General features: G+C 64.7%; 15 protein-coding genes and 1 tRNA gene. 11 read left to right on the top strand and 5 right to left on the bottom strand.

What is annotated here, in order from left to right; genetic code table 11:
- Together AWB70_RS32275 and AWB70_RS32270 are read left to right on the top strand one after the other, a co-directional pair.
- Positions 1-77 (top strand) — tRNA-Asp (locus AWB70_RS32275).
- Positions 78-260: 183 nt separating this feature from the next.
- Positions 261-725: a GNAT family N-acetyltransferase gene (locus AWB70_RS32270; RefSeq protein WP_014191706.1), complete on the top strand. Its 465-nt coding sequence runs from the start codon at positions 261-263 to the stop codon at positions 723-725.
- Between the two features lie 21 nt (positions 726-746).
- On the opposite strand, the gene AWB70_RS32265 is transcribed toward AWB70_RS32270, so the two are convergent.
- Complete coding sequence (locus AWB70_RS32265; protein ID WP_045450749.1) at positions 747-1,598, bottom strand: AraC family transcriptional regulator; 852 nt, start codon at positions 1,596-1,598, stop codon at positions 747-749.
- 96 nt (positions 1,599-1,694) lie between these two features.
- On the opposite strand from AWB70_RS32265, the gene AWB70_RS32260 reads away from it, so the two are divergent.
- A complete protein-coding gene (locus AWB70_RS32260) occupies positions 1,695-2,111 on the top strand; it encodes a gamma-glutamylcyclotransferase family protein (protein ID WP_014191704.1) in 417 nt (138 codons plus the stop codon).
- Positions 2,112-2,227: 116 nt separating this feature from the next.
- Here AWB70_RS32260 and AWB70_RS32255 read toward each other — a convergent pair whose 3' ends face one another.
- On the bottom strand, positions 2,228-2,473 hold the full coding sequence (locus AWB70_RS32255; RefSeq protein ID WP_014191703.1) for a hypothetical protein: 246 nt from the start codon (positions 2,471-2,473) through the stop codon (positions 2,228-2,230).
- Positions 2,474-2,738: 265 nt separating this feature from the next.
- A complete protein-coding gene (locus AWB70_RS32250; RefSeq protein WP_053568384.1) occupies positions 2,739-3,392 on the bottom strand; it encodes a YdcF family protein in 654 nt (217 codons plus the stop codon).
- 338 nt (positions 3,393-3,730) lie between these two features.
- Between AWB70_RS32250 and AWB70_RS32245 the strand changes: the two genes are divergently transcribed.
- The gene (locus AWB70_RS32245; protein ID WP_014191701.1) at positions 3,731-4,042 is read left to right on the top strand and encodes a hypothetical protein; all 312 of its coding nucleotides are present in this window, start codon (positions 3,731-3,733) and stop codon (positions 4,040-4,042) included.
- A gap of 226 nt (positions 4,043-4,268) precedes the next feature.
- Here AWB70_RS32245 and AWB70_RS32240 read toward each other — a convergent pair whose 3' ends face one another.
- Together AWB70_RS32240 and AWB70_RS32235 are read right to left on the bottom strand one after the other, a co-directional pair.
- Positions 4,269-4,526 carry a hypothetical protein gene (locus tag AWB70_RS32240; RefSeq protein WP_053568383.1) on the bottom strand — a complete coding sequence of 86 codons (258 nt, stop codon included), beginning with the start codon at positions 4,524-4,526 and terminating at the stop codon, positions 4,269-4,271.
- 248 nt (positions 4,527-4,774) lie between these two features.
- Entirely contained in the window at positions 4,775-5,176 is a 402-nt protein-coding gene (locus AWB70_RS32235) for a transposase (RefSeq protein ID WP_014191699.1), read from the bottom strand.
- Positions 5,177-5,589: 413 nt separating this feature from the next.
- Between AWB70_RS32235 and AWB70_RS32230 the strand changes: the two genes are divergently transcribed.
- The 7 genes from AWB70_RS32230 to infB all read left to right on the top strand — a co-directional run bounded on the left by AWB70_RS32230 (position 5,590) and on the right by infB (position 16,609).
- Positions 5,590-6,504 (top strand): LysR family transcriptional regulator, encoded by a 915-nt coding sequence (locus tag AWB70_RS32230; protein ID WP_014191698.1) that lies wholly within the window; start codon positions 5,590-5,592, stop codon positions 6,502-6,504.
- A gap of 72 nt (positions 6,505-6,576) precedes the next feature.
- Entirely contained in the window at positions 6,577-7,818 is a 1,242-nt protein-coding gene (locus AWB70_RS32225) for a pyridoxal phosphate-dependent aminotransferase (protein WP_053568382.1), read from the top strand.
- Between the two features lie 353 nt (positions 7,819-8,171).
- Positions 8,172-9,155 (top strand): SMC-Scp complex subunit ScpB, encoded by a 984-nt coding sequence (scpB, locus tag AWB70_RS32220; protein WP_053568381.1) that lies wholly within the window; start codon positions 8,172-8,174, stop codon positions 9,153-9,155.
- A 131-nt stretch (positions 9,156-9,286) separates the two neighbouring features.
- Positions 9,287-11,176, top strand: a complete 1,890-nt coding sequence (gene rluB, locus AWB70_RS32215) for a 23S rRNA pseudouridine(2605) synthase RluB (RefSeq protein WP_053568380.1) — start codon at positions 9,287-9,289, stop codon at positions 11,174-11,176.
- Positions 11,177-11,567: 391 nt separating this feature from the next.
- Entirely contained in the window at positions 11,568-12,026 is a 459-nt protein-coding gene (rimP, locus tag AWB70_RS32210; RefSeq protein ID WP_014191694.1) for a ribosome maturation factor RimP, read from the top strand.
- The gene (gene nusA / locus AWB70_RS32205; RefSeq protein ID WP_014191693.1) at positions 12,023-13,498 is read left to right on the top strand and encodes a transcription termination factor NusA; all 1,476 of its coding nucleotides are present in this window, start codon (positions 12,023-12,025) and stop codon (positions 13,496-13,498) included. Before rimP ends, nusA begins: the two co-directional genes overlap by 4 nt.
- 93 nt (positions 13,499-13,591) lie before the next feature.
- Positions 13,592-16,609: a translation initiation factor IF-2 gene (gene infB, locus AWB70_RS32200; protein ID WP_053568379.1), complete on the top strand. Its 3,018-nt coding sequence runs from the start codon at positions 13,592-13,594 to the stop codon at positions 16,607-16,609.
- The last annotated feature ends 15 nt before the right edge of the window (positions 16,610-16,624 follow it).

Raw genomic sequence — 16,624 nt, 5'->3', positions numbered from 1 at the left:
GGAGCGGTAGTTCAGTTGGTTAGAATACCGGCCTGTCACGCCGGGGGTCGCGGGTTCGAGTCCCGTCCGCTCCGCCAAAAGTCGTAGAAAATCCAGCCTTCGGGCTGGATTTTTTTTGGCCATTTCATTCCCGGCGCAGTCGCCGTCAATCGGGCGAACGCCCTTTCGTACACGTTCCATCCGCACTCGACGGCAATAAGCCCATTGCAAGCCCGCGCGCGCTGCCTTAGTGTTTAGGCACTTGTTCGCGTGCCCGTGCGATGCTCGACCCGACCGAAGACCTCTCGCTCTACCAACTGCGCCAGGCGACCATGGCGGACTTCGCCTTCGCCGAAGCGCTCACGCACGACAACATGGTCGGCTATTACCGGCGTCACAACCTCGTCTGGCGCGGCGATCTCTTTCTGTCCAGCTGGCGCGAATCCGAGAACTTCATCCTTCAGGCCGACGGCATGCCGATCGGCGTCATGCGTGTGACCGAGGAAGACAATTCGCTGCATATCCGCGACGTGCAGATCGCGCAGGGATATCGCGGGCGCGGCGCGGGCACATTCCTGCTCAACACCGCGCATCGCTGGGCGAGGGCGCGTGGGCTCGCCGAGTGTCAGTTGCGCGTGTTCGTCGATAACCCGGCGGCGCGTCTCTACATACGTCTCGGCTACCGGCCGGCCGGGCCGCGCCTCGCGCAACTCGGCGCGATCCGTCACATGGTCCGGCGCATCTGATCGAAGCGCGTCGGGCGTGTGCTAGGCGCCGTCCGTATCGCGTTCCTCACGTCCATCACGATTGTCGCCGCCGTCACGCGCGAAAAATGCGCGCGGGCTTTCACCGAACGCACGGCGGAACATCGCGGAGAAGGCGCTCTGACTCTGATAGCCCAGTTCGCGCGCCACTTGCGCGAGCGGGCGCCCCTGACTCAGCAGGGGAATTGCCCGCGCGAGCACGGCTTGCTGACGCCATTGCGAAAAACTCACGCCCAGTTCACGCCGAAAGAGCCGCGCGATCGTGCGCGTGCTTGCGCCGGCTTCCGAGGACCATCGTTCGAGATCCGAGTGCGACGGATCGGCCAGCACGGCGTTGCACAGCGCACGCAGGCGCTTCTCGTTGGGCATCGGCACGGAGAGCGGCAGCGGCTGCGAACGGATGATCTCATCGAGCGCGAGCGTGCCAAGCAGCCGTTCGCGCTGCCGGGAGATCGACTCTTCGTCGAGCGCGGCGATCACCTCGCGCAGGAGCGGAGACACCTCGACGACCCGGCACGCGCCGAGCCCGGCCGGGACGACGCTAGCATCGACGTACAGCGTGCGAAGATACGCGTCCTCGACGATCACGACCTCATGCGTAACGTTGGGCGGTACCCAGATCGCGCGCGAAGGCGGCACCATCCACGTCGAATCGACGGTCGCGACGCGCAGCACGCCGCGCGACGTATAGGCGACCTGCGCCCACGGATGCGTATGCAGCGCGATGCGCACGCCGTAGGGAACCGGCCGCGAGCGCACGCGAATCGGATGATCGAGCGTCGGCGAATGCTCGATGGGGATGTCGAGATGTTCGACTTCTTCGCTCGACGATCTCGATTCGACAAACGTGGGCATGTTCGTTCGGATGATGTGTTTCACGCCCGATGTTAGCCGAAAGTGCAGCGCATAATGCCATTGGTCAACTTTCGGATAACAGGAGCGCGATTCCCGATGCAATACGTTTTTGTCTACGGCACGCTGCGAGCGGGCGAGGTCAACGATATCAGCCGCGCGGCCGAGCGGCACGCGATTGCGACGCCCGAATGTATCGGCGCGGCGCACGTCCGGGGTCGGCTCTTCGACTTCGGCACGTATCCGGGACTCGTGATCGACGAGGAGGGAGCACCCATTCGCGGCGACGTGTATCGGATCGAGGATGCGCTCGTGCCCGTGCTCGATGAAATCGAGGACGTGTATCCCGGCGTGGAAGGGCTATTCCGCGCGCATCGTCTGCATGTCGAAGTGGATGTGGAGGGGACGAAAGACAGGATCGACTGCCTGATCTACCCGGTCGCGGCCTCGGCCGTCTCAGGTTTGCCGCGCATCGAGAGTGGCGACTGGGTCACGCATCGCGCGACGCGAGCGTAACGGCGGCGCGCCACACGTGAAAATGCTCGCGCCGCCCTGAAGCCGGTGTGTCGACTCCAGGGCGGCGTGATTGGCCCCGCGCCCGAGCAAGTACAGCCGCTACATCGAGCCCGGCGTTATTGGCCGGAGCTGGACATCGGCTTGCTGTGCGACTTCTTGTGATGCGTCGATTTGTGAGAAGGCGTCTGCGTGCGCGTGTTTTGCATGTTGTCCTGCTGCGATTGCAGAGTCTGCGCGCGCGATTCGATGTCAGCGATCTTCGAAGGATCGGTGCTCATCGTCACGCCTTGATCGCTCTGGGCAAATGCGCCCGATGCGACCACGCCAAGGGACAACAGAACAGCCAGGGACACTTTCTTCATTTTTACCTCCTAATAGCAGTTGAACCCGGGAATCGCCTGTCCGATCCGGTGGAACGACGGTGTCAGTCTGAGCAAAAAACGCTCCCGCTGCAGCGCGAGCCGTCGGCGCGGACGCCGCGCCCGACGGTCAGACAATCTCAATCATAAGCCCGGAATCGGGCATCGGTGTGTCGCGCGTTCATTTGCAGTCAGCAGTTCATGATGACGCGCAAAGCTCCAGTTATTTCAGACTGCTTACTATTGCAGATGTCCGGTCACAACTGCTTCAATAGAGATGCAGCCAGCGATACACGTCGAAACGCGCGAGTCCGACGAGTTCGTGCAAGGCGAGTTCGCTGTTCGAGAAGCCCCACCTATGCGGCAAGAGCGTGACGCCGTAATGCCGCACATCCGAGACATAAGGCACGGGCGCATAGCCGAACGCCTCGAAAGCGCGCACCGAGCGCCGCATGTGGTAGGCGGATGTGACGAGGATCAAACGATTGTCATGTGAAGGGCCCAGAATGTTCGCCACGTTACGTGCGTTTTCGTACGTGTTGAGGCTCTGGTTCTCGCGCACGAGATCCTCTGAAGGCACGCCCAGCGCGAGCACGTAGGGCGCGTAATTGTCGGCTTCGGCTTGCCCGTGATCCTGCGGATCGCCCCCGCTCAGGATCACCTTGCAGGACGCGCCGGTTTCGCGGCACTGCCGATAAAGCGTCGCCACGGCCGCGATGCGCGGCATCGCATCGGACTTCGGAACGAGGCCCGACGCGCGGCGGCTGGTGCCGGCGCCCATGAGCACGATTGTCGTCTTCGGCGCGAACGTCGGCATGTCCGTGTAACGATAGCCGAGCTGGGCGAGATCGAGCAGAGGATTGGCGAACCATCCCGAGCCGATGGCCCACACAAGCCCCGCCACGACGATGGCGATTTGCATGCGGCGGCGTCGCCACAGCGCGAATAGTGCAAAAAAAAGCAGCAATAAAGTGAATGAAACCAATTTGATTGGGGTAACGTATTGGTTTTAGGGCAATTCGTTCCGTCATCGCGTGCTTCGGAACGCATCGGCGGGGTGTCGCAGCAAAGCGCGTGATCAGCGCGCTGTCAACGGGGGCTTGTAATAGAAAGCAGCACCTAACGCAAGCGGCGGCCAAACATTCGACTGCATGAATTCACCTGGCAGACGAAATTCGGCGCGCCGCGTTTAGTCGACGTCGCGGACCGTCTTGCGACCGTCACGAGCGTCGTCATGGCTGCACAGGAAGAAAGAACGAGATGACCACGTATTCCAACGAAGTTGTACTCGAAGCACTTCGCCGAGCGCAGTATCGTCAGGTTCCCTGGGCGAAACGCCCCAACGTTTTCGATCTTCTGCGCGCGCTCGGACTGCTCGAGCTCGCCCGGCAACGCACCGTGGCTCCCGCGCCCGGATTCCATGCGCCGGTCGATATCGCGGTCGTCACCGATCGCGGCAAGCAGGAATTCTCGCGGCTCTCCCGCGACGAGCGCTCCACCGACTGGGATTTGCGCCGCTCGGAACGTTACACCTTTGGCGGTCAGGAAGCGGTTCTGGAGGCGCGCGTCTGATACTGCCGGGTGCGGTCGACGGTCGACGCATGGGTCGAGGGGGCCTTGTCGCCGTATGAAAGACGCCGACGATCGGCCTACGCTAGCCAGCAAAAAAATGCCCGTATCGCGAAGGACACGGGCAGACCGGATCTCACTGTTGCCACGCTGTGCTCATGGCATAGGGTGTGACTGACATGCGCCGCAGTGGTTCCGCGCAAGTGCGCAACCACCTCGCGCTACGCGCTTAATGATGCCGGGAACGCCCGTCGCGATCCGAATCGGGGCGAGCGCGCACGTTACTCGCGATGTCGCCGCGCAGATCGCCGCGCGGCGCGGGCGGCGACGCATCGCGCGCGCGGCCGGCATTCTGCGAAGCGGCCATCGACGCCTTCGTGCTCACATGAAAATCGGATGCCGGAGGCGGCGGCTGGGCCTGGCTCATCGCCGCGGTGCTCGTGAGTGCGGCAAGAGCGCCATTGACGAGCAGAGTCGATGCCTTCATGGCGAAATCCTCGAAGCCTTTGTGAGGCTTGTTCGATCACCACCACGCTAAGCTTCGAGCCGCCAGGGCGCTGTAAGGAATGGTAAAGAGTTGTTTCGTGCAGGACGCGCGGCGCGCCGCTGTGTTAAAGCGTGACCGGGCGCGTCGTGCGGAATAAGTGGAGATGCGCGCAGGCCGCGGCCCACACGAGAACTGACATGTCGAGCGAGACCGGCGAGCGCCGGTCTCGGTGCTGCAAGCGAAATCACTCAGGCCATCTTGGCCGGTGCGCGCCAGGATTCCGGGTTGGTCCAGAAAGCGCCACGCAGGCGGTCGCGGCTCGGCGGCGCAGGCGGCTTCGCGGCGCTCGATCCGATGCGCCCGCGCAGCGACACCTCGCGGCCGTTGCTGGAAAGGCGCTTCACGATCTCGGCCAGCGTGCCGTCCGCCTGCCATTCGTCGAAGCGACGGCGGCAGGTCGGGGGCGAAGGATACCGCCCGGGCAGCTTCGACCAGCCTTCGCCCGTCGACAATACCCACAGAACCGCGTTGACCACGGCGCGCGCCTCGACGCGCGGACGTCCACGCCGTTCGCTACGGGCCGGCTCGGCACAAAACAATGCCTCAACCAGCGCCCACTCGTTATCTCTCAAATCGTCGAACAGCACCATATCTCACCTCAGCGAAGCTAACCCCGGTGCGCTGCCCCGCGCCGCGCACTCTGGTCGGAATCCGATGAACGAATACCAGGGAAGGCCGGAGCGGTTGCGGCGGACGTTGTTCGATGTAACCGCGTTTGACTCCGACTTCTGTGCGCAATGAAATGCGAGAACCGTGCCATGCATGTCGCGAAATCCGGGAGACCCGCATGGCAGTAGGCTGACGCGATGCCAGCATGGCCCGTATCAGACCCGAAACAGACTGATTAAGAAATCGGGACAATCACCAATCAAGTGCAATAGGCCCATCTGACGTGCGTTTCCGCAATCTGCTGCACTGCAGCGAAACGTACGTTCGCGCCTCAAGTCGGATCATTTCTCTGTTACGATTTCTCATAGAGCAGTGTCATTGATGAACATTCCGAATGAACGCGCCTTTTAACGTGACGCTGCGGCAACTGCGCGTCTTCATCGAAGTTTCCAGGCTGCGCAGCTTCAGTCGCGCGGGCGACGAGATCGGTCTCACCCAGTCGGCCGTCAGCCGGTGCGTGCGCGAACTGGAAGGCGAGATGGGCCTGAAGCTCATCGACCGGACCACGCGCGAGGTGCAACTGACCGACGTCGGCCTGAACCTCGTCGGCACCGTATCGCGCCTTCTGGCCGACCTCGACGAAGCGCTGCGCGAAGTGCGCGATCTGAGCCAGCAGCGGCGCGGACGCGTGATCGTCGCGGCGAGCCCGACGGTGGCCTGCCGGCTGATGCCGCGCGTTATTGCATCCTGCATGCGGCAATTTCCGCTCGTGACGCTAAGCCTGCGCGACGACGTGCAATCCGATGTCCTGCGCAAGGTGAAATCCGGCGAGGTCGATTTCGGCGTCGTGATCGGCCCGTTTTCATCGGATGAATTGCACGGCGAACCCGTGATGACGGATTCCTTCTGTCTCGTGGCGCGGCGCGATCATCCGCTCGGGCGCGAAACGGCGGTCCCGTGGGAAGCGCTCGCCGGCGAGCGCCTCGTGATGCTCGATCATGCGTCCGGCAGCCGGCCGATCATCGACGCCGTCATGCAGGAGCACGGCGTCGAAGCGCAGGTCGTGCAGGAACTCGGGCATTCGGCGACGGTATTCGGGCTCGTCGAGGCGGGCGTCGGCGTGAGCGTTCTGCCGTGGCTCGCGCTGCCGCTTCCGGCGGAATCGTCCCTCGTCGCGCTGCCGATCGAGCCGCGCGCCGAGCGCACCGTGGAGCTCGTGCGGCGGCGGGATCGCTCGCTCTCGCCCGCGGCGGAGTCCGTCTGGTCGCTGATCGCGTCACTGCCGAGACGTGCGGAAGACCTCGAATGACGCGTCTTCACATCTCGAAAAGAGGGCGCGCGCGTTAGACTTCATTTTTTAGACAAGTCGACGGGGCCGGCGATGAGTGAATCGGAAGGGGCGGTGATCAGCGAACTGAGCCAACTGGCGGGCGCCCACGGAGCGGGTGCGCCGAATGCGCGCGACGCCGTGCGCGCGCTGCGGCCGTCGCAAATCCGCGAGGTCGCGAACGCGGGCTTCGGCATTGCGGACGTGCTGCCTTTCTGGTTCGGCGAATCCGATCGCGTGACGCCGCAGTTCATTCGCGATGCCGCGAGCCGCGCGCTCGCCGACGGCGCGACCTTCTACACGCACAATCTCGGCATCGCGCCGCTGCGCGATGCGCTCGCCCGTTACGTGAGCGCGCTGCACGGCCCGACCGGGCGTGAGCACATCGCCGTGACGAGCGCCGGCGTGAACGCGCTGATGCTCGCCGCGCAACTCGTCGCGAGCGCGGGCGATCGCGTCGTCGCGGTGACGCCGCTGTGGCCGAACCTTGTCGAGATCCCGAAGATTCTGGGCGCGAGCGTCGACACGGTTGCGCTCGACTACGGCCCGCGCGGCTGGACGCTCGATCTCGAACGCCTGCTCGCCGCGCTCACGCCGGGCACGCGCATGCTGATGATCAACTCGCCGAACAACCCGACCGGCTGGACGATGACGCGCGACGAGCAGCGCATCGTGCTCGACCATTGCCGGCGTCATGGCATCTGGATCGTCGCCGACGAGGTCTACGAACGCCTGTATTACGGCGACGGCGCGCCCGGCCAGGCGGCGCCGTCCTTTCTCGATCTCGCCGCGCGCGACGAACGCGTGATCGCGGTGAATTCGTTCTCGAAGGCGTGGCTCATGACGGGCTGGCGGCTCGGCTGGCTCGTCGCGCCGACGCAACTGATGGACGATCTCGGCAAGCTCGTCGAATACAACACCTCGTGCGCGCCGTCGTTCGTGCAGCAGGCGGGCGTCGTCGCGGTCGAGGAAGGCGGGCGTTTCACAGAGGCGCTCGTCGCCGATCTGCGCGCGAGTCGCGATCATCTCGTGAAGGCCTTGCAGACGATCGACGGCGTCGATGTGCGCGCCCCCGACGGCGCGATGTACGTGTTCTTTTCGCTGCCGGGAGCGCGAAACAGTCTCGACCTGTGCAAGGCGCTCGTGCGCAAAGCCGGTCTCGGGCTCGCGCCGGGCAGCGCGTTCGGTCCGGAGGGCGAAGGCTTCGTGCGCTGGTGCTACGCGTGCGACCCCGCGCGGCTCGACGCTGGCGTCGAGCGTCTGCGGCGCTTCCTGGCGTCGCGCGCCGCCGCCTGAAACTCACTGCTCGGCGTCAGGCATGCGGAGCTGGCGTCGAGTGAGCCCGGGCGTGATCAATCGATCACCTTTACGCCCCGGTTGTTTTTGCGTAATATGGCGCTCAGTCACGCGCTTTCGCCTATGAAAGCGCCACCTCGTCCGGCTGGGGTGGCCCCGCGATTCGCTCACCGATCGCCCGATACGCCTCTCCCCGGTGCGTGCTCCCAATCAATATGACCGATTACAATCGGGCGAGCGCGTCTTGAAACTCCGCGTCCAGTTTTATCGTTCGCACCATTTTGGTTGCGTTCGGTCCCGCGCAAGCTCGTTTTGAATTGAATCATTGACCATACAGGGTTGACTCAAGCTGCATGAATACCCAAGAGGCGAAGATCGTCCTCGAGACTGCTTTGATCTGCGCGCAGGAACCGCTCAGGCTGAATGAATTGCGCAAGCTCTTCGCCGACGACATTTCGGCGGATACCGTGCGCGCGCTGCTCGAAGCGCTCAAGGCCGACTGGTCGGGCCGCGGCGTGGAACTGGTGGCGCTCGCTTCGGGCTGGCGCTTTCAGAGCAAGCCCGCGATGCGGACCTATCTCGACCGGCTGCATCCGGAGAAGCCGCCCAAGTATTCGCGGGCCGTACTCGAAACGCTGGCGATCATTGCGTATCGGCAGCCGGTAACGCGGGGCGATATCGAAGAGATTCGCGGCGTGACGGTCAACACGCAGGTCGTGAAGCAGCTCGAAGACCGTGGCTGGATCGAAGTGATCGGTCATCGCGACGTGCCGGGCCGCCCGGCGCTCTACGCGACGACCAAGCAGTTCCTCGACGACCTCGGCCTGACCGCGCTCGACGAGCTGCCCGCGCTGGACAATCCGTCGGCGCAACTGGAAGCATCGTTGCTCGCGCAGCATTCGATCGAATTCCCCGACAGCGTGGCGGGGGATGCGCAACCCGTGGCGAGCGAGCCGCAGGAAACGCCGGCCGTTGGGGAACGCGACGCCGCCGCGCAGGTCAACGCTCTCGAGGCGGTTGCGCCGGCCGAAGCCGCGACGCCCGACAGCGATCAGCGCGGTACGAGCATGGCCGTTGCGATTGCCGCCGACCAAGAAGAGACAGAAGAACCGCAGGACACGCCCGGATCGGAACATGCGCACGCGCAGGATGAGCGCGCCGCATTGCCAACCGGGATTCACGCGCAACCGTCGAGCGCCGCGCAAGATGCGCCCGACGTGCATGAGGCGCAGGCCGCGCCCATGCCGATGCCGCGTGAAGAGCAGGAAGACACGAGTCCATCGAACGACGACGAACTGGACGACGACTCCGAAGAACCGAGGGCGCGCCGCGCCTGACGCAGATTGCATGGCCCCTGATTTCGCAAACCGGCTCTCCATAAAGATCATTTCGAGACGACCAGCCGGTGCGATCAGCGGATTTTTAGACGCGCCCGCGACGGGCGCGCGATTCGACATTTGAGGTTGTTTTGACACACTCCCACGACAGCGATTCGCCCGAATCCGCGCGCCCCGTGCACGCCGCGGACGCCCCTGAGTCGGCCGACGCCGGCGAACGCACGCGCACCGATCGCACCGAGGAAGGCGGCGAGGGCGATGACCGTCCGCGTCGCGGACTGCGCCGCGGACCGCGCAGCCTGATCGCGCGGCGACGCGCTGTCGCAAAGACCAAGGGCGGCGAGGGCGAACCCGCGGCTCCGGGCGCGGTGAACGAGACGCCGCCCGATGGCGTCGTCGCCGCGCAGGTGCGCACGCCGCGCAAGGATCCGAACGCACGGACGCGCAAGAGCGAAGGCGCGAATCCGCGTGGCCGCAAGAACGCGCGCCCCGAGGCCGCCGAGGCCGGCGCCGGCGCACCCGACGAAGCCGTGGCGCAGGCCGCCGCGCCCGCGCCCCGCGAAGGCGGACAGCGCAAGAGCGCGCAGCAAAAGCGCGGCGGCAAGCGCAACGACGCGGGCCCCGCGACGGTCGAGAGCGCCGCGCACGCCGCCGTCGACGATGTCTTCGCCTACGTGACCTCGCCCGCCTTCGACGCCGACAACGGCTCGGGCGGCGTGCGCGCGCCGATGCTGCGCCGTGGCCGCAATGCGCCCCAGCAAAAGCGCGTGCTGGAACCGGACGAAGACGCGCCGAAGCTGCACAAGGTGCTCGCCGACGCGGGCATGGGCTCGCGCCGCGACATGGAAGAACTGATCATCGCCGGGCGGGTATCGGTGAATGGCGAGCCGGCGCACATCGGCCAGCGCATCATGCCGACGGACCAGGTGCGCATCAACGGCAAGCCGCTCAAGCGCAAGCTCGCGAGCAAGCCGCCGCGCATCCTGCTGTATCACAAGCCGACGGGCGAGATCGTCAGCCATGCGGACCCGGAAGGCCGTCCGTCCGTGTTCGACAAGCTGCCGTCGATGAAAACCGCCAAGTGGCTCGCGGTCGGGCGTCTCGACTTCAACACCGAAGGCCTGCTGCTGCTCACGACCTCGGGCGATCTGGCGAACCGCTTCATGCATCCGCGCTACAGCGTCGAGCGTGAATACGCGGTGCGTGTGGTCGGCCAGTTGTCGGAAGCGATGAAGCAGAAATTGCTGAAAGGCGTCGAACTCGACGACGGTCCCGCAAACTTCCTGCGTATCCAGGACGGCGGCGGCGAGGGCACGAATCACTGGTATCACGTCGCGCTGGCGGAAGGCCGCAATCGCGAAGTGCGCCGCATGTTCGAAGCGGCAGGACTCATGGTGAGCCGGCTGATCCGCACGCGTCACGGTCCGATCGCCCTGCCGCGCGGACTCAAGCGCGGCCGCTGGGAAGAGCTCGAAGACAATCAGGTGCGCAGCCTGCTGGAATCGGTCGGGCTGAAAGTGCCCACGGCCGAGAAGGGCGGACGCAGCGCCGCGCCGCGCGTGCAACCCGATCCGATGCAGACGTCGATGGGCTTCATCACGCGCGAGCCGGTGCTGAGTTCGCATTCGCGCATGACGCAGCAGACGCCGGGACGCGGCGGCCGGCGCGGTCAGCCGGGCGGCGGCATGCCGGGCAGCTTCGGACTGGGCGGCATGGGCGGTTTCGGGGGCGGCAATGCAGGTCCCGGCAACGCCGGCGGCACGGGCCGTCGCGGCGGACGCGAACCGAACGGCAACCGCATCGGCAACGAACCGAACGGCAATCGTGCGAATGGCGCCCGTCCGGCCCCGCGCGGCGCCCGCCCGCAAGGCGCGCCGCAGGGCATGGGCGGCGGTGCGGGCAAGCGCACGGCCGGCGGCAACGCGCAGCGTGGCAATCGTCAGGGCGGCGCGCAGCAAGGCGCGGGGCAGGGCAAGGCCGGCGCAGGCCGCGGCGCGCGTAATCGCTCGCGCGGTCGTTGAGCGAACGGGAAGCGTACGAAGTGCAAAAAAGCTGCCGTGAAGCAGGGTTTGGGCGAAGCAACCCGCCCGGCCGCGCTTTCGGCGGTGCAAAATCGTGCGCTTCGGTTCGGGGACCACGCAGGCGGAATTGGTGCGAAACGGGCTTCAACAGGCTCGAAAGCGCGCTTTACGTTTGCGTTTATCCTGAAAAATGGCTAAAATCATGAAGTCGCTGGGCACGTAGTTTTCTTTCTGCCCTGAGTGCGATCTCGGTTGAAAAAGATGGGCGTTGCGCCCATTTTTTTTTGGCTTTTCGGTTCGGCATCTCGGGAGAGAGGGGTGCGCGCCCGCATGAGAGGCGCTCGCCCGCAGGTGTTTTCGGCGTGGAGCGCGCGAACACCTTGGAGTTACTGTGCAACTGACGGAATTGATAGAAACCACGGTCTCGGGCCTGGGCTACGAGCTTGTCGATCTCGAGCGTTCGGGAGGCGGCATGTTGCGTGTGTATATCGACCAGCCGGCCGGTATCGCCATCGAAGACTGCGAGAAGGTCACGCGCCAGCTCCAATACCTGCTCGAAGTCGAGAACATCGACTACGACCGGCTCGAGGTTTCGTCGCCGGGGCTCGACCGCCCGCTCAAGAAGCTCGCCGATTTCGAGCGCTTCGCGGGAAGCGAAGTCTCCATTACATTGAAAAAGCCGCTGGACGGACGCAAATCGTTCCGCGGCATCCTGCACGCCCCCGAAGGCGACAAGATCGGATTGGAATTTGAAGGGAAGGACGGCGCCGCGATGCTGGATTTCACGCTCGCGGACCTCGATAAAGCTCGTCTCGTCCCCAAGGTTGACTTTAGGAGCCGCAAACAATGAGTCGCGAAGTACTGATGCTGGCGGATGCGCTGGCACGCGAAAAGAACGTCAACAAGGACGTCGTGTACGCAGCCCTGGAAGCTGCGCTTGCTTCCGCTACGAAGAAGCTCTTCGAGGAAGACGTGGATATCCGCGTCGCGATCGACCGTGAAAGCGGCGAGCACGAAACTTTCCGCCGCTGGCGCGTGGTGCCGGACGAGGCCGGCCTGCAGGAGCCGGATCAGGAAATCCTGCTGTTCGAAGCGAAAGAGCAGAAGCCGGACGCGCAAATCGACGACTTCATCGAGGAGCCGATTCCGTCGATCGAATTCGGCCGCATCGGCGCGCAGGCCGCCAAGCAGGTCATTCTGCAGAAGGTGCGCGACGCCGAGCGCGAGCAGATCCTGAACGACTTCCTCGAGCGCGGCGAAAAGATCATGACCGGCTCGGTGAAGCGCCTGGACAAGGGCAACTTCATCGTCGAATCGGGCCGCGTGGAAGCGCTGCTGCGCCGCGACCAGCTGATTCCGAAGGAAAACCTGCGCGTGGGCGACCGCGTGCGCGCGTACATCGCGAAGGTCGACCGCACCGCGCGCGGTCCGCAGATCGAGCTCTCGCGCACCGCGCCCGAATTCCTGATGAAGCTCTTCGAACTCGAAGTGCCGGAAATCGAACAGGGCCTGCTCGAAATCAAGGCCGCCGCGCGCGATCCCGGCGTGCGTGCGAAAATCGGGGTGATCGCCTACGACAAGCGCATCGACCCGATCGGTACCTGCGTCGGCATCCGCGGTTCGCGCGTGCAGGCCGTGCGCAACGAGCTCGGTGGCGAGAACGTCGACATCGTGCTATGGTCGGAAGATCCCGCGCAGTTCGTGATCGGCGCCCTTGCGCCGGCAGCCGTCCAGTCCATCGTCGTCGATGAAGAAAAGCACGCGATGGACGTCGTCGTGGACGAGAACGAACTCGCGGTCGCCATCGGCCGCGCCGGCCAGAACGTCAGGCTCGCCAGCGAGCTCACGGGCTGGCAAATCAATATCATGACGCCGGACGAATCGGCGTTGAAACAGAACGAAGAGCGTGGCAAGTTGCGCGAGCTGTTCATGGCGCGTCTGGATGTGGACGAAGAAGTCGCCGACATCCTGATCGACGAAGGCTTCACGAGCCTCGAAGAAATCGCCTACGTGCCGCTCAACGAAATGCTCGAAATCGAAGCCTTCGACGAAGACACCGTGCACGAGCTGCGTAATCGCTCGCGTGACGCGCTGCTCACGATGGCCATCGCCAACGAAGAGAAAGTCGAAGGCGTCGCGCTCGATCTGAAGAGTCTCGACGGCATGGACAACGAGCTGCTGGCCAAGCTCGCCGAGCACCAGATTCAGACCCGCGACGACCTCGCGGAGCTGGCTGTAGATGAACTGGTCGAAATGACCGGTATGGAAGAGGATGCCGCTAAGGCGTTGATCATGAAAGCACGTGAACACTGGTTCCAGTGAGAAATGACCATGGCGCACTGAAATTTGGCGGCCAGTTCGGCCGCGTGACCCCGATCTAACCGCAAGGGTATGTCCTTGCATCAAGAGGAATGAATGGCGAGTAACAACGTAGCCCAATTTGCCGCGGAACTCAAAATGCCTGCGGGCGTCCTGCTCGAGCAGTTGCAGGCGGCTGGCGTCCAGAAAGCGAGCGCGAATGACGACCTGTCCGAGACGGACAAGGCGCGTCTGCTCGATCATTTGCGCAAGTCGCACGGTTCCGCCGACGCCGACAAGCGCAAGATCACTTTGACCCGCCGGCATACGTCGGAAATCAAGCAATCCGACGCAACGGGTAAAGCTCGCACCATTCAGGTCGAGGTGCGCAAGAAGCGTGTTTTCGTGAAACGTGACGAAGCCGGTCTGGAGCAGACCGAAGCGGCGGCTAATCACGTCGAAGAGCCGGAAGTCGACGAAGCCGAACTGCAGCGCCGCGAAGAAGAGGCGCGCCACGCCGCCGAGCAGCTCGAGCGCGAAGAGCGCGAGCTGAAGGAGCGCCAGGCGCAGCTCGAACGCGAGGAAGCCGAACGCCGCGCCCGCGAGGAAGCGGCGGAAGCCGAGCGCAAGAAGCAGGAAGAAGAGGCGGCGCGCCGTGCCGCAGCCGCGGCTCAGGCGGCGGAAATCTCGCGTGCGGCGCAGGCCGCGCGTCAGGAAGCGCGCACCCAGCCGGCGGCGGAAGCGAAGCCGGCCGACAAGCAAGCGGACAAGCAGGCCGACAAGCAAGCGGAAGAAGCGCAACGCGAAGCTGCCGCCAAGGCCGAGAAGGCCGCGGAAGAAAAGGCCGCGAGCGAGCGCGCCGCGCAGCGCGAAGCCGCGAAGAAGGCGGAAGAGGAAGCGAAGGCCGCCGCCGAAAAGACGCGTCTGGAACAGGAAGCCATCGCGAAGCGCCGTGCGGCCGCGGAAGCGGAAGCGCGCGCGATCCGCGAAATGATGAACACGCCGCGCAAGGCGCAGGTCAAGGCGCCGGAACCCGCGCCTGCCGCTGCGAAGCCGGCGGAAGCGAAGGCAGCCGAAGCGAAGGGCACGCTGCACAAGCCCGCGAAGCCGGAAGGCGCGCAGGCTGCGCGTCCCGCTGCGAAGAAGCCGGCGGCTGGCGGCGCGCCGGCGCCCGCATCGACGGCTCCGGCAGGCGCTGGCGACAAGAAGAAGGCCGGCGGCAAGGGCGGCTGGTCGCAGGACGACGCATCGAAGCGCCGTGGCATCAAGACGCGCGGCGACTCCAGCGGCGGCGTCGATCGCGGCTGGCGCGGCGGTCCGAAGGGACGCGGCAAGCATCAGGAACAGACGTCGTTCCAGGCGCCGACCGAGCCGATCATTCGCGAAATCCACGTGCCGGAAACCATTTCGGTGGCGGACCTCGCACACAAGATGTCGGTGAAGGCTTCGGAAGTCATCAAGGTGATGATGAAGCTCGGCCAGATGGTCACGATCAATCAGGTGCTGGACCAGGAAACGGCGATGATCGTCGTCGAGGAACTGGGCCATCGCGCGGTCGCGGCGAAGCTGGACGATCCGGAAGCGTTGCTGATCGAAGGCGAAGCCACCGAAGACACGGCGGAAAAGCTGCCGCGTCCGCCGGTCGTCACCGTCATGGGTCACGTCGACCACGGCAAGACCTCGCTGCTCGACTACATCCGTCGCGCGAAAGTGGCGGCGGGCGAAGCGGGCGGCATCACGCAGCATATCGGCGCTTACCACGTCGAAACGCCGCGCGGCGTCATTACCTTCCTCGACACGCCGGGTCACGAAGCCTTTACGGCCATGCGTGCGCGCGGTGCGAAGGCAACCGACATCGTCATTCTGGTCGTTGCAGCCGATGACGGCGTGATGCCGCAGACGAAGGAAGCGATCGCTCACGCGAAGGCGGGCGGCGTTCCGATCGTCGTCGCGATCAACAAGATCGACAAGCCGGACGCCAATCCCGACCGCGTGAAGCAGGAACTCGTCGCGGAAGGCGTGGTGCCGGAAGAGTACGGCGGCGATTCGCCGTTCCTCGAAGTGTCGGCGAAAACCGGCAAGGGCATCGACGATCTGCTGGAAAACGTGTCGCTGCAAGCAGAAGTGATGGAACTGACCGCGCCGGTCGAAGCGGCCGCGAAGGGTCTCGTCATCGAAGCGAAGCTCGACAAGGGCAAGGGCCCGGTCGCGACCATTCTGGTGCAGTCGGGCACGCTGAACCGCGGCGATGTCGTGCTGGCGGGCAGCGCTTATGGCCGCGTGCGCGCCATGCTGGACGAAACCGGCAAGTCGACCAAGTCGGCGGGTCCGTCGATCCCTGTGGAAATCCAGGGTCTGTCGGAAGTGCCGGCCGCGGGCGAGGAAGTGATCGTGCTGCCGGACGAGCGCAAGGCGCGCGAAATCGCGCTATTCCGTCAGGGCAAGTTCCGCGACGTCAAGCTCGCGAAGCAGCAGGCCGCGAAGCTCGAAAACATGCTCGAGCAGATGGGCGAAGGCGAAGTGCAGAACCTGCCGCTCATCGTCAAGGCGGACGTGCAGGGCTCGCAGGAAGCGCTGGTGCAATCGCTGCAAAAGCTCTCGACCAACGAAGTGCGCGTGCAGATCGTGCACAGCGCGGTCGGCGCGATCAGCGAATCGGACGTCAATCTGGCGACGGCTTCGAAAGCGGTCATCATCGGCTTCAACACGCGTGCGGATGCACAGGCGCGCAAGGTGGCCGAGGCGAACGGCATCGACATCCGCTACTACAACATCATCTATGACGCAGTGGATGAGGTGAAGGCGGCGATGTCCGGCATGCTCGCGCCGGAGAAGCGCGAGACGGTGACGGGCACGGTCGAGGTGCGTCAGGTCATCCGCGTGCCGAAGGTCGGCCTGATCGCGGGTTGTATGGTCACGGACGGCGTGGTCAAGCGTTCCTCGTCGGTGCGCGTGATCCGCAACAACGTCGTGATCCACACCGGCGAGCTCGATTCGCTCAAGCGCTTCAAGGACGACGTCAAGGAAGTGCGTCAGGGCTTCGAGTGCGGTATGTCGATCAAGAACTTCAGCGACATCGTCGAAGGCGATCAGTTCGAAGTCTTCGAAGTGACGGAAGTGGCGCGCACGCTGTAATGCGCTAGCCGCTGA

This window comes from Caballeronia cordobensis (genome assembly GCF_001544575.2).
GTDB lineage: Bacteria > Pseudomonadota > Gammaproteobacteria > Burkholderiales > Burkholderiaceae > Caballeronia > Caballeronia cordobensis.
Note: the sequence above shows the minus strand (reverse complement) of the source record. Positions and strands in the feature narration are given on the sequence as shown.